General features: G+C 61.3%; 22 protein-coding genes and 2 pseudogenes. 17 read left to right on the plus strand and 7 right to left on the minus strand.

Going from position 1 to position 19,234, the window contains the following annotated elements; genetic code table 11:
* Positions 1–59: 59 nt before the first annotated feature.
* The 10 genes from ftsZ (at position 60) to HWY37_RS18940 (ending at position 10,104) form a co-directional block, all read left to right on the plus strand.
* On the plus strand, positions 60–1,424 hold the full coding sequence (gene ftsZ / locus HWY37_RS18895) for a cell division protein FtsZ (protein ID WP_176089575.1): 1,365 nt from the start codon (positions 60–62) through the stop codon (positions 1,422–1,424).
* 58 nt (positions 1,425–1,482) lie between these two features.
* Positions 1,483–3,663 (plus strand): RNB domain-containing ribonuclease, encoded by a 2,181-nt coding sequence (locus tag HWY37_RS18900; RefSeq protein WP_176089576.1) that lies wholly within the window; start codon positions 1,483–1,485, stop codon positions 3,661–3,663.
* A gap of 70 nt (positions 3,664–3,733) precedes the next feature.
* The gene (locus tag HWY37_RS18905; RefSeq protein ID WP_176089577.1) at positions 3,734–4,030 is read left to right on the plus strand and encodes an HU family DNA-binding protein; all 297 of its coding nucleotides are present in this window, start codon (positions 3,734–3,736) and stop codon (positions 4,028–4,030) included.
* A 137-nt stretch (positions 4,031–4,167) separates the two neighbouring features.
* A complete protein-coding gene (locus tag HWY37_RS18910) occupies positions 4,168–4,917 on the plus strand; it encodes a TorF family putative porin (protein WP_176089578.1) in 750 nt (249 codons plus the stop codon).
* Between the two features lie 181 nt (positions 4,918–5,098).
* On the plus strand, positions 5,099–6,649 hold the full coding sequence (locus HWY37_RS18915) for a sensor histidine kinase (RefSeq protein ID WP_176089579.1): 1,551 nt from the start codon (positions 5,099–5,101) through the stop codon (positions 6,647–6,649).
* A gap of 6 nt (positions 6,650–6,655) precedes the next feature.
* The gene (locus HWY37_RS18920; protein WP_176089580.1) at positions 6,656–7,288 is read left to right on the plus strand and encodes a response regulator; all 633 of its coding nucleotides are present in this window, start codon (positions 6,656–6,658) and stop codon (positions 7,286–7,288) included.
* Positions 7,289–7,338: 50 nt separating this feature from the next.
* The gene (gene ruvB / locus HWY37_RS18925; protein WP_176089581.1) at positions 7,339–8,409 is read left to right on the plus strand and encodes a Holliday junction branch migration DNA helicase RuvB; all 1,071 of its coding nucleotides are present in this window, start codon (positions 7,339–7,341) and stop codon (positions 8,407–8,409) included.
* 20 nt (positions 8,410–8,429) lie between these two features.
* A complete protein-coding gene (locus HWY37_RS18930) occupies positions 8,430–9,032 on the plus strand; it encodes a hypothetical protein (RefSeq protein WP_176089582.1) in 603 nt (200 codons plus the stop codon).
* 6 nt (positions 9,033–9,038) lie between these two features.
* Entirely contained in the window at positions 9,039–9,605 is a 567-nt protein-coding gene (locus HWY37_RS18935) for a hypothetical protein (protein WP_176089583.1), read from the plus strand.
* A 16-nt stretch (positions 9,606–9,621) separates the two neighbouring features.
* The gene (locus HWY37_RS18940; protein WP_425485027.1) at positions 9,622–10,104 is read left to right on the plus strand and encodes a disulfide bond formation protein B; all 483 of its coding nucleotides are present in this window, start codon (positions 9,622–9,624) and stop codon (positions 10,102–10,104) included.
* 40 nt (positions 10,105–10,144) lie between these two features.
* Here HWY37_RS18940 and ybiA read toward each other — a convergent pair whose 3' ends face one another.
* A complete protein-coding gene (ybiA, locus tag HWY37_RS18945) occupies positions 10,145–10,654 on the minus strand; it encodes a riboflavin biosynthesis intermediates N-glycosidase (protein WP_176089585.1) in 510 nt (169 codons plus the stop codon).
* A 2-nt stretch (positions 10,655–10,656) separates the two neighbouring features.
* The gene (locus tag HWY37_RS18950; RefSeq protein ID WP_176089586.1) at positions 10,657–11,031 is read right to left on the minus strand and encodes a hypothetical protein; all 375 of its coding nucleotides are present in this window, start codon (positions 11,029–11,031) and stop codon (positions 10,657–10,659) included.
* Positions 11,032–11,140: 109 nt separating this feature from the next.
* Between HWY37_RS18950 and HWY37_RS18955 the strand changes: the two genes are divergently transcribed.
* The 4 genes and pseudogenes from HWY37_RS18955 (at position 11,141) to HWY37_RS34680 (ending at position 12,689) form a co-directional block, all read left to right on the plus strand.
* Positions 11,141–11,833: a hypothetical protein gene (locus HWY37_RS18955; RefSeq protein WP_176089587.1), complete on the plus strand. Its 693-nt coding sequence runs from the start codon at positions 11,141–11,143 to the stop codon at positions 11,831–11,833.
* 159 nt (positions 11,834–11,992) lie between these two features.
* Positions 11,993–12,139, plus strand: a pseudogene (locus HWY37_RS18960) (hypothetical protein); the annotation flags it as partial.
* A pseudogene (locus HWY37_RS34895) lies at positions 12,108–12,254 on the plus strand (PCRF domain-containing protein); the annotation flags it as partial. The pseudogenes HWY37_RS18960 and HWY37_RS34895, both read left to right, overlap by 32 nt.
* Positions 12,255–12,320: 66 nt before the next feature.
* The gene (locus HWY37_RS34680; RefSeq protein ID WP_246302350.1) at positions 12,321–12,689 is read left to right on the plus strand and encodes a peptide chain release factor family protein; all 369 of its coding nucleotides are present in this window, start codon (positions 12,321–12,323) and stop codon (positions 12,687–12,689) included.
* A 122-nt stretch (positions 12,690–12,811) separates the two neighbouring features.
* Here HWY37_RS34680 and HWY37_RS18970 read toward each other — a convergent pair whose 3' ends face one another.
* Positions 12,812–13,432 carry a hypothetical protein gene (locus tag HWY37_RS18970; protein WP_176089590.1) on the minus strand — a complete coding sequence of 207 codons (621 nt, stop codon included), beginning with the start codon at positions 13,430–13,432 and terminating at the stop codon, positions 12,812–12,814.
* Between the two features lie 131 nt (positions 13,433–13,563).
* Between HWY37_RS18970 and HWY37_RS18975 the strand changes: the two genes are divergently transcribed.
* The 3 genes from HWY37_RS18975 to HWY37_RS18985 are packed head-to-tail and all read left to right on the plus strand — an operon-like array spanning position 13,564 to position 16,386.
* Complete coding sequence (locus HWY37_RS18975) at positions 13,564–14,991, plus strand: hypothetical protein (RefSeq protein ID WP_176089591.1); 1,428 nt, start codon at positions 13,564–13,566, stop codon at positions 14,989–14,991.
* The gene (locus HWY37_RS18980; RefSeq protein WP_176089592.1) at positions 14,991–15,698 is read left to right on the plus strand and encodes a glycosyltransferase family 2 protein; all 708 of its coding nucleotides are present in this window, start codon (positions 14,991–14,993) and stop codon (positions 15,696–15,698) included. Before HWY37_RS18975 ends, HWY37_RS18980 begins: the two co-directional genes overlap by 1 nt.
* Positions 15,691–16,386 (plus strand): methyltransferase domain-containing protein, encoded by a 696-nt coding sequence (locus tag HWY37_RS18985; protein ID WP_176089593.1) that lies wholly within the window; start codon positions 15,691–15,693, stop codon positions 16,384–16,386. The genes HWY37_RS18980 and HWY37_RS18985 overlap by 8 nt, the downstream gene beginning before the upstream one ends.
* 56 nt (positions 16,387–16,442) lie before the next feature.
* On the opposite strand, the gene HWY37_RS18990 is transcribed toward HWY37_RS18985, so the two are convergent.
* The 4 genes from HWY37_RS18990 to HWY37_RS19005 all read right to left on the minus strand — a co-directional run bounded on the left by HWY37_RS18990 (position 16,443) and on the right by HWY37_RS19005 (position 19,164).
* Positions 16,443–17,000 carry a hypothetical protein gene (locus HWY37_RS18990; RefSeq protein WP_176089594.1) on the minus strand — a complete coding sequence of 186 codons (558 nt, stop codon included), beginning with the start codon at positions 16,998–17,000 and terminating at the stop codon, positions 16,443–16,445.
* 16 nt (positions 17,001–17,016) lie between these two features.
* On the minus strand, positions 17,017–18,303 hold the full coding sequence (locus tag HWY37_RS18995; RefSeq protein ID WP_246302345.1) for an RNA-guided endonuclease InsQ/TnpB family protein: 1,287 nt from the start codon (positions 18,301–18,303) through the stop codon (positions 17,017–17,019).
* A gap of 181 nt (positions 18,304–18,484) precedes the next feature.
* Positions 18,485–18,694, minus strand: a complete 210-nt coding sequence (locus tag HWY37_RS19000) for a hypothetical protein (protein WP_176089595.1) — start codon at positions 18,692–18,694, stop codon at positions 18,485–18,487.
* 14 nt (positions 18,695–18,708) lie between these two features.
* On the minus strand, positions 18,709–19,164 hold the full coding sequence (locus HWY37_RS19005; RefSeq protein WP_176089596.1) for a hypothetical protein: 456 nt from the start codon (positions 19,162–19,164) through the stop codon (positions 18,709–18,711).
* Between the last annotated feature and the right edge of the window lie 70 nt (positions 19,165–19,234).

The following is a 19,234-nucleotide window of genomic DNA, read 5'->3' on the forward strand; positions in this document are numbered from 1 at the left end:
CTAAACGGAAGCCCTGCGGGCAAAGCACATTTTAGTAATCGAACAAGCGAAGAAAGAACATGGCTGTGGATGATGGCGCAGAATTCGAAGGCACCCGGATCAAGGTGATTGGCGTGGGCGGCGGCGGCAGCAATGCCGTCGAGCACATGGTTGCGTCAGGCGTGCAGGGGGTACAGTTCATTGCGGCGAATACCGATTCGCAGGCATTGACGCGTAGCTCTGCAAGCATCAAGCTCCCGCTCGGGCGTACGGGCTTGGGCGCCGGCGCCAAGCCCGAAAAGGGGCAAGAGGCCGCGCTTGCTCAGCGTGCCGAGATCCGCCAGGCTCTCGAAGGTGCCCACATGGTCTTCGTCACCGCTGGCATGGGCGGGGGCACCGGTACCGGCGCCGCTCCCGTCGTTGCTGAAGTTGCTCGCGAGATGGGCATCCTGACCGTCGGCGTAGTCACCAAGCCCTTCAGCTTCGAGGGGCAGCGCCGTATGCGTGCAGCAGAAGCGGGCATCCAAGAGCTCTCTCGCCACGTCGATTCACTGATTACCGTACTCAATGATCGTCTGATCACAGTGCTGGGCGAAGATGCCGATATCGCGGAATGCTTCGAGGCAGCGGACAACGTGCTGCGTCACGCGGTGGGCGGTATTGCCGAAATCATCACGTTCCCGGGCCTGGTCAACGTCGACTTCGAGGACGTCCGTACGGTCATGACCGAGATGGGTCGCGCCATGATGGGCTCTGCTACGGCATCCGGGCCAGATCGGGCGCAAGAAGCCGCTGAGCAAGCTGTCGCGTCTCCGCTGCTCGAGGGTGTGAACCTCACCGGCGCCAAGGGCGTGTTGGTGAACATCTCCGCGGCACGCAACGGGTTGAAGATGCGCGAAGTCAATCAGATCATGAGCGTTGTGGAGGCCTTTGCCTCTCCGGATGCCCACGTCATCTTCGGCGCGGTCTACGACGAGAGCCTCGGGGATGCCATCCGCGTGACCGTGGTTGCTACTGGGTTGGATGGCGACATGCATTCGCAGGTGCAGCACCAGCCGGTTCTGCGTCGTGAGAGCGCTGACTCCAACGCTGAAGTCCTCCCAGGCATTCGTCCCGCGCCGATTCAGCCGATGCGCCGGCGCGATGCCCAATCCAGTCCCGCACCCTACGCAGGGCCAGCTCATCGTGCGCCGGCTGGTGCCGGCCCTGGTGAGCCGGGCCAATACGACCGCCCCGCCGTATTCCGCGTTCGTGGCAATCCCGTGACTCCGGGCACGCCCCAGTTCCTTCCCAATCACGGTGGGCAACAGGACGAGGCCTGCGCAACTGGCCTGGCAGACCTGCCCGGGGCGCAAAACCCACAAGCCACCATCAAGGCTCTCACCGGTCAAGGTGTGAGTCAGCATGACATTCCCGCATTCCTGCGGGCGTCGCGCGCCGGATAAGTGCAAGCAGGCCTCGAGCCTGCTTTTTAGGCACGCGGCTCTGCGTTGAAAGTAAAAGATGAAAACACGAAAGACAGATCAGAAATCCAACGACGACTTCCTCGCCACCGTTAGCCTCGGTGCGCCTCAGTCCCGCCCGGTCACCAATCGTCCCGAACGCTCGGTCCGCACCGGCCGCGCGCGCGGCCCCCGCCCGGCACCTAGTCTGACGGTCCTGGACGGAACCGTCCAACTCCACCCCAACGGCTTCGGCTTTGTCGCTCATACCGATCCAGCCGGCATCGTCGAGTCGTACTTCGTGCGTCCGGGCCTCACCCGCGGCCTGCTCTCTGGTGACAAGGTCCGCTTCGTCCCAGCTGTGCAATCTCCTCAGGACTTGATGCGGGACAGCCGCAGCGTCCACGAAATCGCGAGCATCGATCGCTCGAGTTCCATCCTTCTCTGCGAGGTGTTCGACAGCGCTGAAGGCGCGGCGCGCCAGCTAATTCCGGATGAACCATGCTCGGTCGCAGTGGAGGCACGGGCGGGTTTTGCGGAGGCGGCGCTGGGAGATGTGCTGGCGATCCGCGTGCCCGCCTTCGCCGGCGCACCGAGCTTCGCCCCTATTGTTGGCGAACTGGTGCGGAACCTGGGGCAACGTACTCGGCCTGACTTCCATCTGGACTACGCGCAGGCCAAGTACGGCTTTGACGCTGAGCTGCCGGAAGATCTCCTGGCAGAGGACCCCATTGCCATGACGCTGGCCGAGCGCCTGGAGAACATGGCCGACATCGGGGGCGAACAGCACGTGCCGGATATGAGCCCGGTTCCCTATGTCACGATCGACAGCGAGTCCACTCAGGACTTCGATGACGCCGTACATGTCCAGCGCAGCGCCGACGGCTGGCTCGTGCGCGTCGCCATCTCAGACGTTGCCCGCTTCGTGACCCCCGGTGGCGCGCTGGATCGCTGGGCGGCCGCGCGGGGCACGTCTGTCTACCTGCCCGGGCGCAAGCTTCCGATGCTGCCCGAAGCCCTCAGCCATGGTGCCTGCTCGCTGCAACAGGGTGTGCCGCGCTATGCCGTTGTTCAGACTCTTACGCTGGACGAGGAAGGAGCCGTGCGGGATGTCCAGTTTGCGCGCGAAATGATCATGGTCCACGGCCAGCTGAGCTACCATCAGGTGGCAGATTTCATGTTGCACGGTGCCCCCATCACCAAGGGCATCGGCGATATCGAACTGGTCGATGTCCAGGCTGTGGGCGACAACGTGCACGCGTTGACCGAGCTCTACGTCCTGCTGGCGCAGCGCCGGCTGGCCAAGGGGCTGATGGATTTCGAGGAGCCCGACCCGCTGCCCGAGCAAGTCGATGGCCAGTGGCGCATGCGCTGGGCTGAGCGCACCGTGGCGCACAAGCTGGTCGAGGAGCTCATGCTCACGGCCAACCAATCCGCTGCCGCCCACCTGGTCAAGCGATATGGTGCTGGCCTTTTCCGCCACCAGCCCGCGCCGGGCCCGGCGGCTTGGTCCGAACTGCGCGCCTGGGCCAAGTCCAAGGGACACGATCTTCCCGAAGTGCCGTCCATTCAGGCGATGACGACTTTGGCGACTCAGCAGAAGTCGGCAGACGCGCAGGCGGCGGCCGTCATGAAGCTGCGCTCCGCCATGCGCCCGGCAAAGTACGTCGCGCAGACCTCCAGCGCGCCCGGCGGCCACTTTTCCCTCGACTTCAACTGGTACACCCATTTCACCAGCCCCATCCGTCGTTACGCGGACCTGTTGGTCCACCGCCTGCTCACTGCGCCGGCCGACTTCCAGCTGACGCCGCAGGCCTTCGACGAGCTGGTCGTGAAGGTGGCTCAGTGCTCCAACCGCGCGCTGGCAGCCAAGCTGGCGGAGCGCTTCGTCCTCGACCGCGTGAAGCTTGACACCGTGATGGCCGCGGTGCGTGAAAACGTCGCAGAAACCTTCCATGCCCGCGTCATTCGTCAGAATCTGCGCGGGGTGAAGGTGCTGATCAGTGGTTGGCAGACGGTCGCCTGGCTGGGCGGGCGTCAGCTGTGCGAGGCTGGTTACTTATGGGAGCGCGAGGCCTGGCTGGCGCCACATGCTACCGGGGCGACAGCTCTGGAAGAAGGCAGCTCGATCAATGTCCGGGTTCTGCATCTGGCGGCTGAGCGGCCGGCATATCCCGAGCTTCAAGTGGCGGTTGCGGGCCGTGTCCCAGAAAAAGTTGCCCAGATCGCAGAAATTGGTTAGTCATTAAGACCTTTAATACTTATACTAAATTCAACCATCCGATTTGTATCAAAGGAGTCCCATTCCGTTTATGACCACCAAGACTACGTTCAACATGAAGGATCTGTCGAAGGCTGTCGCAGACAACTTCGACATGTCCGGCAAGCAGGGCGCCGCCGTCGTACGCCATGTGTTCGACACGATCAAGGCCGAACTGATGAAGGGCCACCAGGTTCGTCTGCACCACTTCGGCACGCTCGAGGCCCGCAGCCGCAAGGCCGGAGTCGCACGCAACCCGCAGACCGGCCAGAAGCTGACCGTACCCCAACGCCGCGTGCTGAAGCTGACGGTGGCCACCAGCCTGAAGGCTGATCTGGCTCACTCGTAATCCAGCAGTCATCAGTCTCAAAACAGAGCTTACGGCCAAGAAAAGCGCAATGCATCACGTGCATTGCGCTTTTTTGCACTTTGCCGCTATACCAATTACGCATGGTCACCGTGCGAATCAATCGACAAGGAGTTTTCATGAAGAAAGTCAATCACATCCTCTTCGCAGTCGCTCTGCTGGCCAGCGCCACCGCAGCCAGCGCAGCGTCTGCGGTTTCGGATCTCAGTATCCAAGGGGATGTCCACGCCGCTTCGGCCTACAACTTCCGCGGAATGGCGATGTCGGCCGGGGAACCATCCATCGGCCTGAAGGTTGCGGCGATCCACGCGAGCGGTCTGTATGGCAGCTACGGGGTGGACACGATCAAGCTGGGCGATCCCCGTTCGGGCGACCTGGGCGTTGACAAGGACCAGCTGCACAACGTCTTCACGGTGGGTTACAACCGTCCCCTGGCCAACGGCCTGGTCCTGGGCGGCGGCCTGACCCGCCACGCCTTCTCGGGCAAGGCCCACGTCAGTGACCTGTCCTTCAGCGAGATGTTCGTCAACGCCAGCTGGAACGGCCTCACGGGCAAGTTGGCAGCGGTGGTCGAGGGCGCTGATGCGCGCTATCCCGGCTTCTCGCGCGGTGACGTCTACGGCGAGCTGGGCTACACCCACAAGATCGGCAACTACAGCCTGGGCGGCGACGTCGGCTACGGCTGGTACGAAGGCAAGCATGCCGGCGCCAAGGACGGCCTGGCAATGGCACAGTTGCGCGCAAGCTACAACTTCACCCCCAACCTGGAAGTCCAGCTGACCCACCAACTTTCGTGGGGTGATGACGCCTGGGGCCAAGCCTCCACGGGCAACAACAAGACATTCGTGAAGGCTTCCTACCGGTTCTGATCGCGAAAAGACCGTACGATAGTTACTCTGTTGCAAAAATTGCCCGTGAAGTCGGGCAATTTTTGCTTCCACGATACACATGGTAAGCAATGATCAGATAAAATCACACCTGTTTCAGACCTGTTACAAGCGTTAAGTTGTGCCGTTACAGTGCGTCTGGTGTTAATTTTCGGATGATGTCATGTTAGGTGTGGTTTCGCGCCTTGGCTGGAAGTTTCCAGACCAGCAGGCGAAGGTTGTATCGCGGTCCCCGAATCTTGAGCTTTTCTGGTCCGGCATGACGTATGTTCCGCATGCAGCCATACTGTTTTGCGCAGGGTATGGTGTTCTGAAGCTTAATCGGATGGCCCACAGCCTGTTCGAGTTACGTTCCAAAGAAGAGATCACCCAGATATTTCGTGAAGGATTGGACTCGAGCCTTCACTTGCGCATGATGAACGCCGCCCGGGGCTCCGGATCCAGTGTGACTGACATGCCTGTGCGTGTGCGCGCGCGCGGCTTGGATCTGAGTCTTAGTATCTCCATCGAGGCGCTACCGCAGTTCGAGCAGGAAGGCATCGCGCTGTTGTTCCTGCGCGAGATTGAGCCGGCGCAGCTGCGCCGCACACATCCCCCGGTCAAGGCGCTGTCCCGTGGCCTCATGCAAGAAATGCTCAACCGGTTGTCGCACCCGGGCTGGATCATTCAATCGCCATATACCGTTTACTTCCGCAACCCCAACTACGGCAAGATGCTGTCTCGCTGCGCGCGCTCCTTCCTCGAGGGCAATGGCATCATCGGGCCGGCTTGCCAAGGGTGCCCCGGTGCTGAGCGTGCGGCTCACTCTCTTTTGAAGGAAGCCATCGATCAGGTTAGGGCGATTCATGAGGTCGTGGAGTACCAAGTGGATTTGGGCGGGTGCGGCCACTGGAACGTGGTCATGGTGCCGATCGACCAGGCAACTGACGTGGCGTGCCTCGCGGTGCCCGCATCAGAGTCCACTGCGGCGGCCAGTCTCACTGGTGCCCTGGTCAGCCTTGAAAATCCGGCCTTGCTCGTGTCAGCCCGACGTGCCGCGGAGAAGCTCAGCGCTATAGAAGCGCTCCAGGAAGCTCGAGACCTTGAGCGCAATACAATCGCGCGCGAAATCCACGATGCTCTCGGGCAGGAGCTCACCGTGCTACGGCTAAGCTTACGCCGATTGTGGCAAGGTGTCCGAGGACACGCCGACATTCCCACGCACCTTGACGCCGAGTCCACCATGATTTTTGGCCAGCTCGACAAGGTGGTTTCTTCCGCGCGCCGCATCGCGCATGAATTACGTTCGGATGGTGTGAAGTCTCAGGGGTTCAGCTCGGCGGCCCATAGCTTGGTTTCGAACTTCCAGGAACGGCTTGGTTTGCAGGGGCAGATGGAAGTTTATGGGGAGTGGGCAGAACCGGACCAGACAGTGGGCTGGCATCTCTACCGCGCGCTTCAAGAGCTGCTCAACAACATAGCAAAACATGCTTATGCGAGCCGTTTCAACGTCCGGGTGGCATTCGTAGCAGGGCGTTATCGCCTGGAGGTATGCGACGACGGCGTGGGCATCCCCGAGGCCATTGCGGTGGCTCGTACGGGGATCGGACTGCGTAGCATTCAGGAGAGAGCAGCAATATATCAAGGTGAAGTCAATATCCGCACGCGGCCCGAGGTGCCCGGCAGTGTGGTCGAAGTAGTGATCCCCGCACCTGTATCTCTGGAAGTTGAGTGATTCAAGATGGAATCGGTTCTTATTGTCGACGACCACCCGACTATCCGGCGTGGCCTGACCAGCCTGATTGAGGAATTGGGTTGGACTGTAACCGTCGAAGCTAGCTCACTGGCCCAGGCCCGCGCGCTGTGGCGCACTGGTATCTGGTCTCTGGCGGTGTTCGACCTCAACCTACCTGACGGCGACGGACTGGATCTTGTTCACGAGATTCGAGTGACCGGCTGCGGTAAACCCATCCTCGTGCACAGCCTGCTACCGGACTCCGCGGTCGCCTCGCGGGTCATCAAGTCCGGCGGCAATGGATTCGTGAACAAAGGAGCCCAGCCGGAGGAGGTGATCACAGCCCTGCGCAAGGTCTCTAGCGGCGGCCACTACGTGAGCCCGGAATACGCAGAGCAGATGGCGCTGACGATGGCCGGCGGTATTGCGCCTGTCCCGCATGAGCGCCTGTCCGATCGGGAGTACAAGGTCATGTGCTTGCTGGCGGCCGGCAAGACGCCCAGCCAGGTGGCAGAAACCATCGGCTGCAACGTCAATACGATATCCACCTATCGCGCCCGAATCCTGAAGAAGCTCAACTTGAAAACCAGCATGGATATTGTCAGGTATGCACTGACCCGCCGGCTGGTTATTTTGTAGGCAATAAACAAAAAATAAGATATACTCTAGGGGAAATTTCTTGATTCCCCATGCCGAATTCAACCTCTGGAAAGTCTCGCCGGCGTGCCTCATCGCCGGCGAACAACCCGTCATCTGAGTTGCACGCCCATGTCGGCGCCGAAGTTGTGCGCGATGTCGCCACGCCTGAGGTGGCTGAGGACAGGGCGTTGCGCCCACAGTGCCTCGCGGACTACGTTGGACAACCTGAGCTCCGCGCTCAATTGGACGTCTACCTGCAATCTGCCAAGATGCGGCAGGCTGCGCTGGACCACGTGCTGCTCTTCGGCCCCCCGGGCCTGGGTAAGACGACGCTCGCGCAGATCCTTGCCCACGAGCTTGGGGCGAACCTGCGCACGACGGTGGGCCCAGTGTTGGAAAAGCCGGGCGACCTGGCCACGCTGCTCACGCAGTTGCAGCCCAACGACGTGCTGTTCATCGACGAGATTCACCGGCTGAGCCCGGTGGTCGAAGAGGTGCTCTATCCCGCGATGGAAGACTTCAAGCTCGACATCCTGATCGGGCAGGGCGCCGAGGCGCGTTCCATCACGATTCCGCTGCCCCCATTCACCCTGGTCGGCGCGACCACCCGTGCCGGCAGTCTGTCGGCGCCATTGCGTGACCGGTTCGGAATTTCAGGCCGGCTGGAGTTCTACAGTCATGAGGATCTCGCGCTGATTGTTGCCCGCGCCGCTTCACGGTTGGGTATCGCAATTGACCCGCCCGCGGCCTTCGAGGTTGCCACGCGATCGCGCGGCACGCCACGTATTGCCATTCGCATTCTGCATCGTGTACGGGATTTCGCTTTGGTGAAGGGATCGGTCTCCGGGACGATCACGCTGGCCGATGCCCAGGGCGCGCTGGCTCAGATGGGCATCGACGCAGGTGGCCTGGATTCCATGGACCGCAAGATGCTCGACGCCATGGTGCGTCACTACGGGGGCGGCCCAGTGGGGCTGGAAACGCTCTGTGCCCAGATTGGCGAGTCCGCCGACACGATGGAATTCGCCATCGAACCCTACTTGATCCAGCAGGGCTATCTCCAACGTACGCCCCGCGGGCGTGTCATCACCGATTCCGGCCGGGCTGTCGTTTCGGTTTGATCATCAGCTGAAAGCTGCAAATGCACCTTAAACAGGGATTTCCCCATCGCACCGTGAGCCTCGCGGTGTGGGCCGAATACGACCGGCATGAAAGCTTCCTGCTCCTGATGCTCATCGGGGCCCTTGCGGGCGCCTTGGCCGCAGTTGGCGGCGGGCTCGTTGCGATGATGCTGGCCGTTGTCGTGGCCAGTCATCTGGCCTATGGCAACCTGAAGCCGGTCAACCTGGGCAAAACCTCCTTGGCCATGCTTTTCATCGTCGCGGTCGGCTGGCTCGTAGGCTCCATCCTGCTTGACCGCCGGCCGAACGTTACAACAGGGGCTTTATTGCTTGCGATGGGCGTATCCGTGGCAAATGGCGTCATCTGGTCGCTGCTGGCGTTCGCTGGGCGCATTCGCGACAGCCACTACTTTCTCCTGTCCTGCGCTGGCCTGGCGCTGATGATTCTGAGCGTTTGGATCCTGCCTCGATGGCTTCTCGCGCCCGCGGCCCTGGTGACGCTCGGCGCGATTCACGCTTACTCGGCGGCAAGAATGTTCTCCGGCAAAGATCCGGGCGAATCTTCCGCAGAGGGCGCCGCCGTCGGGCTGGTCCTGACTGTCCCTTTCATCGTTATGGCGTAATACACCATGAAGCACACACGTATGCATCGTTCCATGTGTCCGCGTCTCGTACATCAGCCGGACTATGACCACCCGGCCTGGTGTGAGTCGGGCGCCGTACCGACGCCGGCAACCCATCCCGATGCCTTCTACATCGAGCGGGTGTATCCAGCCAAGCCAGAAACCGGCAGCACTCGCACGCAGCCGAAGTTGAATCTGAGCAAGACAGCCATGCGCAAGCGGCTGTCCCGGGCTGGTCTGCGAGGCGCCGAGCTGGCGCGCGTGGTGGCGGAGCTTAAGGCGGGCCCTGGGGCGCTGAGCGCCGAACATCTGTGCGGCGGCTCGACGGCTCTCGGCTGGCCAGTGGAGCAGCTGAAGGCGCAATTCGGCAAGAAGATCGCCCGCGCGCTGTTGCGCAACGTGCGCCAAATGTTCTTGATCATGGATGAAATCGGCTACTACTCGGCTCCGGGAATCGCCGAGCTGTTCAAGGAGGCACGCAAGCACAATGTTCAATCTGAGCTGGTGACTCAGGGCGAAGTCGGCGCCGACATCGTTGCGCGGTGCAAAGAACTCCTCCCGGTTTTGGTCTGACGCCAACGCCATGAGAATGCCCAGCCATTTTCGCTCTCGGCTCCTGGCAGCCTGCTCAAGCCTATGTTTCGGTGCCGTCGCGGTGGCCCTGGTATCCCAACATGCCTTCGGCATGCAGCCATGTGCATGGTGCGTGCTTCAGCGGGTCGCCTACCTGGTCGCGGGACTTGTGTGCCTGGTCGGGGCCCACCAGGGGCGCTTGGCTCGCGCTGCGGCTGGTCTGGGCCTGGTCCTCACCAGCGCCGGCGCCGCTGCCGCGTGGTTCCAGCACACAGTGGCCTCACACCTGGCCTCTTGCGATCGCACGTTCGCTGACCGCATCATCAGCCAGAGTGGACTGGACGACATGCTGCCACCTGTCTTCGGCATTTACGCCTCGTGCATGGATGCGCGGGTGCCACTCTTCGGCGTCGAGTATGCGCTATGGAGTTTGGTGGTCTTCGTGGTCTTGATGGCCGCCCTGGTGTTCGCAGCTGGCGCACCAGCTCACCGGCGATAAGAAAAACGGCCCCATGGAAGTGGGGCCGTCGGAGTGTGTGCTATTGCTGCGCGTTTTGGCCGCAGGTTTGCAGCACCGTGCGAACTCGCGTGAGCATTTTGCCTTGCTTGTTCAGCCCGGGCCAGAGGCTCGGGTCCAGGATGCGATCATCCTCAGCCGAGAGCCCAGCGCCCCAGATCCGGTCGTAGGGGCTGGCCTCGATGAGCACCAGGTCCTTGGTCCGCACCAACAGGTCGAAGAGATCGGCATGCTGGGTGTATTTGGCCAGGGCGCCGACAAAGACCAGATCCTCATTGACCGCCTGCCAAACGGCATCGATGTAGCCGGCGACCTCGCGTCCTAGAGCCTTCTGGTCCTTGGGGGAGGTGGCCAACATGATGCGTTCCAGCGTCTTCAGGTCGCCGAAGAGGCGGGCCTTGCAGGCCATCATCCACTGCTCGACGCAGTTGTAGCCGACGTCATTGACGACGAACTTGCGCATGTGCCAGTTGGAGTGCGGACCACGCCAGAACGTCTCGATTTGATCACGGGCCAGGATGGTTGTTGTCATGATCAGTCCTCAGCCACAGGAACGTTGAGGGGGGCTGCCAAGTCGGCGAAGCGCTTTGGCGGCCGTACGATGCCTTTCGGATCGTCCTTGTAGTTGTCGCGGTCGAAAATTTCGACATCGACGCCATCATCGGCCACGTGATCGGCAATGCCGCCGGCGACGATCACCAGAACACGAGGTTGCTCTGCCACCGTGGGCGGAAAGATAAGCATCGAGTCCGCCAGACGCGCATCTTCGATGTTTCCTTCGCGGTCCTCGAGGGTACTCGCCGCGTCGGCGAGACCACAAGATATGAGGCTTTGAACGATCTCGGCCACCTTTTCAGGAGCGACGGTTTCGGCGACCTCCACGGTCAGGTTCAGTTTTACTTTCTTCATGTGTTTCCTCGTTGGTTGTGGATTTCGCAGCTGGAGTGCTGCACTTCGTATAGCGCAGGGCTTGAAGCTATACGGAGGGAGGAATCAACCAACCTGAAAGGACACACCCATGGCATATGCAGTTTTTGAATGCGCGCGCGACCAACGCAACGGCGAACTGGGTTGGAGGATGAAAGGCCATCCCACGTTCGACCCGACCAACGGGAATGGCGTGGCGCATGACATGCTCGAGCATGCACCCAACGACAACGGCAGCCTCGAAGGCGAACTCCAGGCCATAGGCGGCTACATGTTTGTCCGGCTGGATTCCAGCCTGGCATACACCGAAGGCGCCAGCAGGCCTTGGGACGAGATGATCCTCAGCGATATCGCTGACGTTCTATTTGATGACGCCATGTCCAGGGACTTCGAGAAGGTCCGACCCGTGGAAACGATACGAACGCGGCCGCTGTGCGATGAGTACGCGGAGCATTCGCTTCGGCGCGCTGTCGAAAGCGTGATGGACGCCTGGGAACGGGAAAGCGAGAGCTACACCAACCCGGAACGCGCCATGGCGTATGGCCGACAACTGCTTCAAGCGGACACGCTCGAATCGGTGCTCGGCCACTTGCGAACAGGTTACCGTCGCGCCAAGCGCCGTTTCGGCACTTCGGACGTCGCCGCACATCTGTTCACGGAGGTGCGCAACCGAGTCGACAAGCTCTGTTGCGAGGAAGGCTACGAACTGCGCGTCACAGCACATGCGAAGACGGGCTACGTCAGCATCCGTGTGAACGGCTTCGACGAGGACTTCTACCACTAGAGACAAAAACATCTCCCAGGCCGCCTAGTGCGGCCTTTTTTGTATTGCCCAAAACGGTAAAGTGGATATACTATGACTAGCGTTTTTACAGTACCCACATAAGAACCGTCGCAAGCTTGCGGCCCCTCTTCAACCCTATACTTCACGACCAAAAGGAGCAATGAAATGAAGTTGACAATCGAAATCCATCCCGCCGAGGGTGGTGATGACGCCAAGCTGCTGGTTCACACCCAAGCCGGCATCTACACCAGCTACGCCCAGCGCAACGGCCTGCGTGCCCGCACGGAGGCCCGGGGCTATCTTTGACCTCGTCTTCCTTGAGGGAGACGCATCCGCGCTTGAGCCGCTTCGCAATGAAGCAGGCGGGCACCGCTGGCAGCGGGTGCCACCAACAGAGCGCAAAGGCCGGGTCCATACGTCGACTGTGACGGTCGCGGTGTTCGACGGACACCTGGCCACCGGGGGAGACCCCAAGCAGACATTCCGCTTGAATCCAGCCGACATCCATGAACGGATCACCAAGGGCACCGGCCCGGGTGGCCAGAATCGAAACAAGCGAGAAACAGCGGTCATCCTCACCCATACGCCAACAGGCATCGAGGTGAAGGCGGAAGCCGAGCGTACCCAGGAAGGCAACCGTCGCACCGCGATGGCTACCCTTGCCGAGCGCGTGTTTGCGCATCAGGCTTCCCAGGAGAAGAGGGGAGTGGATGCCCAGCGCCGTGCGCACCTGGGCTCGGGATGCCGCGGCGACAAGATCCGGACCTACCGGGCCGACGGGGTAACCGACCACCGCTCTGGCCGGCGCGCGCCGCTCGCGCAGATCGAGGCGGGGAAGCTCGAGATGCTCGTGTAAGCCAGTCTGATCCTGCACGTATCACAAGGCTCTCAACTCTGTTGGGGGCCTTTTCATTTGCGCACCGAGGCTCCACGGGCATGAAAACGCTCCACCCGTGGTTAGGATGGAGCGCGAGAGGATCAGATCTTCAGCCAGTCGCCCAAGCCGGGGAAGGTGGCTTCGTACTTGATGATCCGGGGGTCGTCGGCCGGCAAGACTTCCGCCTTGGCCAGCACGTGCGCCACGATGGTTCCTACCGAAGAGTGCCAGTAATGCCGGCTATCGGGGTTACGGTCGATCTCCGCATACATCCAGCGTACCTCGCCGTCAGGGCGGACGAACCAGATGTAGTCTTCTTCGGGGATCACCATCATTTGTCCTTGGGCCAGCTTGGCGCGAATGCTGTCGAGAAGCTCTTTGCGCTCAGGCATCGCAACGCTGTCCGGATACATCAGGTAGAGGCTCCGAGCGTACGTGTTGTCGATCTGCTGCCGCACATGCACCAGTGCCCTTGTGACGATACGGCGGACATGATCAACCGAGTCATCCTGCGGAATGAACGTGGTGCTGGTAGCGAGTGCATTGCGCCCTTCGCTGTAGTAGTCCCAGTAGATGGAGCCAGCGATCGCCATGTTTGCAATCGCGGTGCGGCCGCCGGCGCGCGTTTCGACCGCCAGGGTCGCGGACGGTATCAGGGGATCATAGGTCCAACCGTCTGCAAGCAGAACCTCACGGATCGCAGTCTTCAGTTCTTCACGCATTTTTTCCTCGAAGTGGTAGTAAACACTTAACGTATAGCAGCGAACTTTGTCAGTTGCAAAAGGCAGCATTAACGGTATACTAGGCTTCTCCGCTTCCTTCTTGTCGCTTGCAGACGAGCCGACGCTTTCCTATGTTCCACAAATTCCTTTGTGCCATCTCGCGCACTTCTGCTGAAACGCGCCTTGCTGCGGTTGCTGGTGTAATCGGCGCGGCGAACATCTGGGGTGCCCTGCTGGTCGCGATGGTGGCGGTATGGCGGTACTGCCGCCGCGTTCCCTTGGACTTCAGCCGGGGATTGGCGTTCTGGTTCTTCGCGCCAACTGCGATCACGCTGGTCTTCATTGGCATGGGTAAGTTGCTTCCCGATGACGACCTGCTGCGACACCTGACTGCTGGCGGGCTTTCTTTCGACTACCGAGCACAGTACCCGTGGTCTGAACTGCCAAAAGCCAACCTCTGGTTGGGATTTGACTGGGCGCTTTGGCAGCTGCAATCCCTCGGACTGTCGAAAGAATTCTTGCGCCAGTGGCTGCCCGCGCTGAGCCTGGTGCTCCAATCGCTGGTGCTCTTCTTTGCCCTGAAGCGCATGTTGCCAGCACATCGACAAAATCCATCGTTGCTGCTGTTGTGTGGCGCACTTGGGATGCTGCTGCTCACTCCGCGATCCGTGCTGGGCCGCCCGGAGATGTTCATTCTGATCTTCGCCGCTTGCGCTTGGCTTCCCCGCAGCATTATGGGCGTCCTGGCGTGGATTATGGGCTTCCTGATTCTGGTCCCCAGCTATTGGCTCGGGTGGGCCTATGCCCCGTTTGCGCTCTTGCTGTGGCGCGCCCGGCTGTCGCTTGTGCAGCGCGTTGGGATCGCGGCTGGCCTCGGATTGGCCCATCTGGGATTTTGGCAATGGTACACGGGAGACTATTTGCAGCTGATGGTCTGGCTCAAGGGCACATTGAGCGTCAAGGCTACGGAAAACCGAGACCTACTGTATGCCTTCTACACCTATGCCGGCTTCGTCTTGTTAGGCCTGTTGACCTTCGCCGCTTCGGTGCTCAATCGGCAGCGGCTGATCGCCTCGGCTAGCGTCGTCATGTTGTTCGCCTGGTTTGCCATTCCCAATCAGATCCGCTATCTGGCCGCACTGAGTTTCATCGCCCTTCCGTGGATCTATCGACAGTTGACGATCTGGTCCACTGCTCGATCCTTGCATATCCCGCCGGTGGTGGTCCTGCTCGCGTTGGGGGCCGCAGGCCTGTGCGTAACCGCGACGCCAACCGTACCCACGTTCGCGCTGAAGGCGGCAGATCGTGTCTACTCGGAGTCGCCGTACGCAACGGTGTTCTTCGGCCAGAAGGGGATTTCGGTTGACCCCTCTTTCGCTCTTGGCGCCACGAAAGCGCCCTGGGACGGACTGAAGAAGTCAGCCAAGGAATCAGAGCACTGTCAGTTGTTGCGCGAAGGAGGCTTCACGCACGTCGTGGAGATGTCCAGGAATTCGCTGCTTGAGTGCGGTGAGCTGGTGCAGGTCCAGGGAGCCTGGCGACTGTGGAGGCTGAAGTGATGAGCGTCCGCAATCAATCTAGTGTCTGGATCCTCATTCCCGCCTTCAACGAAGCCCAGCACATCGGACAGTGCATCGTAGAGACGAGGGAAGCATTCCCCGCAGCCAACATCCTCGTCGTCGACAACAACAGCACCGACACCACTGCGGAGCTCGCGCGATCCGCGGGCGCTCAAGTCATCGTGGAGACGCGTCAAGGAAAAGGGTTCGCTGTTACCGCGGGCGTTCGCTTGGCGCTCGAGTCTGGCGGAGCCTGGCTGGCACTTCACGATGCGGATCGCGAGTACAAGGCCGGTCACCTGGCTGAGCTTGTCGGGCAATGCCAGGCCGCGGCCGGGGGCGGTGTGCCGCTCGTGATGGGTATTGGGCTTCGTGAGGTCATGCTCGGCCAAGTGCTCTGGCGTAGTCTGATCGCCAACTTCGTAGCCCGGCTGGCGCTGCGCTTCGCGCTTCGCAAGCGGCCACCAGACGACATCTTGACCGGTGCGCGGGTGATGAGCGCACCGTTGGCGAACGCACTGTTCCTGGCCCAAGGTGACGATCCGTATCGCGGGTTTGAGCTGGAAACGGCGTTGACGCGCCGCGCCATGCGCCTGGACGCAACGCTCGTGAGCCATCGGATTCGCTATGTGCCGCGAATCGCCACAGAAAAGAAGATCAAGGCACGTGACATGTTCGGCATCCTGAAGGCGGCATTCAATGGCTAACGGCGCGGCTAACCTGGAGGCCATGGATGCGGCTGCAACGTACCAGGCCGCGATGACAAGCCTGCTGATCCGCTCCATGGGACTTGCGCGGGGCACCGTGCTTGACTATGGCGCTGGAACGGGGGCTTACGCGCGCGCGGTGGCCAGGGCTCAGCCGCAATGGTGCGTCCAGGCCCTTGAGCCCAATAGGCTGCTGCATTCGCACTTTTGCTCCGAAACGACGGTCTTCTCCGGCCTGGCGCACATCCAGCCAAGTAGTCTTGACGGCGCGTTCAGCCTGAACGTCTTTGAGCATATCGTCGAGGATGTTCAAGTCCTGGCCAACCTCGCGGCCCGGTGCAAGCCCGGCGCTCCGATATTTATTCTGGTCCCGGCCCACATGGGTTTGTGGTCTCCCATGGACGACCTGGTTGGCCACGTCCGGCGCTACAGCCTGCGGGAACTCGAGCAGCTCGGCCAGGCGGCCGGCTTGAGGGTAACGGGGAGCGGCTGGTTTGACGGTACAGGCTACCTTGCGACCAAGGCATATCAAATCGCAATGCGCGCCGGGTTGCTTTCCAAGACGGACGGGACCATCAGCACAACACAGGTGGCGGCATTCGATCGCGTGTTCGCGCTTTGTGAACCGCTCATTCGAGGATTGCGACTCCCCCTGGGTAAGAATTGCTGGGTACGTCTTGTCGCGTAGGTAGGCGACAGCCAAAGCCTCAGAAAAGCCCCGCTGTTGCGGGGCGAGAGGTGCGATCAGGCTCCCATCAGCCAGGCAGCTAACGGTACAGGCATGTCGCAGCTATCGTATCGGCCGTATTCCGCGACGAGTGGGTCATTCTGGACGATTGGCTCGGCCAGAACGAGATACCTAGCTCCGAGGTCATTGACAGAGGTGGCCACGACTGGCGCCGTGCCAAACCCGAACAGGCGACACTGGCCATCCGCACGAATGAAGCCGGCCATATCGTTGTCGTCTTCGTGGAGAAAGAACTTCAACGGACCGTGCATCTCGAGATGGCGATGGACCATCATGAGCACCATACACTTGATCTTTCCGCTCAAGGACAGGCCGGAGTTGCGCAGCTTGTTGTCAATGTTCCACAGGTGCGTCAGATGCAGAGCATCCGCACGCGACTGAGGTTCATCAGGGCCACACAGTGCGACCGCCGTACCGGAGCCAGACGCATCCTCGGCGAACACCCAGGCGGTGTCAGCCGCCAGACCAGGAACCTCGACTTTCGGGACGCGGATACTCACGGTCAGTTGCAGGTTGGTCGGGGCCAACACAGCTTCGCATTTCAATTCAGACATTTTTCTGTGCCGTAAATCATAAAGTGGCCGCGGTGGCCAGGTTATGCGTTACTTGCTGCTTCGTCGTGGCGAGTTTCGTCCGGGGCTTGCGTCCCGGGCCAGAGCTCACCGCTCCACAGCCTGTCACCCCGGCACCCGGGGCCATTGTTCGAATGCTCTCGGCGAGCAGGTTCTTCGCTGCATTATGGTCACGCTCGTGCGTCGCGCCGCAGGCGGCGCACGTCCAGCGGCGGTCCGCCAGGGTCAGTGCGTCGTTGACCGTGCCGCAGCCCGAGCAGGCCTTGCTGCTGGGATACCAGCGATCGACCACCACCAGCTGCACGCCGCGCTGCTCGGCCTTGTAGACCAGCTGCCGGCGCACCTCGCCAAACGACGCGTCGGCCAGGTGGCGCGCCAGGCGCCGGTTGGCCATCATGCCTTTCACGTGCAGATCCTCGATTGCGATCCAGCCATAGTCGCGCGTCAAGCGGTCGGTCAGCTGGTGGATCGCATCTCCGCGCACGCAGCTGATGCGCCAGTGCAGGCGCGCCAGCTGGGCGGCCGAGCGCCGCCGGTTCTCCGAGCCCTTGACCTTGCGGCTATGGGCTCGAGAGAGACGCTTGAGCCTTCCCAGCAGCGTGCCCAAGGCCTTCGGCCCAGTGACCACCTCGCCCGAGGACAGGGTGGCCAGGGCCGTGAGCCCGAGGTCGACACCAACCGCAGCGTGGCTTTTGCTGCGGATAGGCATCTCTTCGGTCTCGACCAGGATGGCGATGAACCAGGCGTGCGCGGTGCGCGACACCGTCGCGCCCTTGAGCGTGCCGGCAAAGCGCAACGGCTCGCGCATGCGCACCCACCCGAGGTTGGGGATGCGCACGCGGCAGCCGTCGACGGCGAACTTTTCATCGAACTTGAAGGCGTCGCGCTGGCCCTTCTTCTTGAAGCGCGGCGCCCGCACCTTCGGTCCCTTGCGCCTGCCCGATAGCGACGCCCACCAGTTGCCGTACGCGGTGCCCAGCGCACGGATCGCCTCCTGTGGTGCGCACTTGGTCACCTCGAGCATCCACGGGAACTGCTCACGCTTGATCGCGTTGAGCTGCTTTCGCAATGCGCCCTCGCTGGGCTTGGGCAGGGTGACGTCGGCCTGCCAGGCGGCGTACTGCTTTTGCCACTCGGCCAGCGCCCAGTTCCAAGCAAAGCGCGCGGTCCCGCAGGCCCGGGCGAAGTGGTGCGCCTGGGCTTGGTTGGGGTCGAGACGGATCTTGTGTACGCGCAGCAAAGGACGGATGGACAGTAAATGCTTGAAAGCGTGGCGCTCGGCCACGTTATGGTGGAGTAGTATACCCGCAAACCTCCCGTTCATCGAACTTTATGGACAGCTTATGCCTTAATGCGCGGTATACTTTTGTTTAACGGAACATTTTTCCTCTTTCAATTCGGATGAACACGTCCCGTATAGCGCCATGGCACGTAGGAAAGCCACCCTGAATAGGGTGGCTTGAGGGCTACCCCTGGTAGGGTAGGGTGGGGTCGAAGTGGCCGTAGGCCCAGTAGCCCACGATGGCTTTGCCGCGGCCGCGATACTCGATCTCGGAGGGCACACCGCCGTCAACGCTCTTGATCGTCTCGGTGATTTCACCGAAGCGGAGGCGTTGCCAGTGGGGCTTCAGCCGATGCCGGAGTGCCACCAGCCACGCAGGTTGAGACATCTTCATTGTCGTGCCTTTCGTCAGGCGCCGGCCTTGGCAAGGTCTTTGAGCAGGGCCGGGTTCTTCAGTGCGCCGTGGATGATGTGTTCGACGAGAGCGTCGATCGAGACACCTTCGACGCGGCGAATCGCCTCGTCGACGTCCTCGGTCCACACGTCCGGCTGGTAGTTGTTCGGGAAGTACCCGCCCAGCACCAGGCCGCCATTGCCGGTCAGCGATAAGGCAATGCCCACGCCTTCCTCGCCTTCATGCATGTCCGCATCACGGAGCAGGAAGTCCATGCCAACGGCCACGAGCCCGTTGGTCTGGATGTCAGCCGTCACCTTGTACTCGTCGCTGTCGGTATGCGCTTGCGGGCGGCTGATGGTGAAGCCGTCCGGCAGCTGCTTTTGCAGAGCTTCCACCAGGGCGTTCATGCGCTCAGCCATGATCGGGCAGACCGCGTTCCAGATTTCCAAATATCGCTGATGTTCCATGTGTTTCCTCACGGGTTTAGTTGTTCACGCTTAGTATAGTTCTCAGTATGATTGGTCCAAATTATTCGAT

The sequence above is a fragment of the Achromobacter anxifer genome (assembly GCF_903652925.1).
GTDB classification, from domain to species: Bacteria; Pseudomonadota; Gammaproteobacteria; order Burkholderiales; family Burkholderiaceae_B; genus Achromobacter; species Achromobacter anxifer.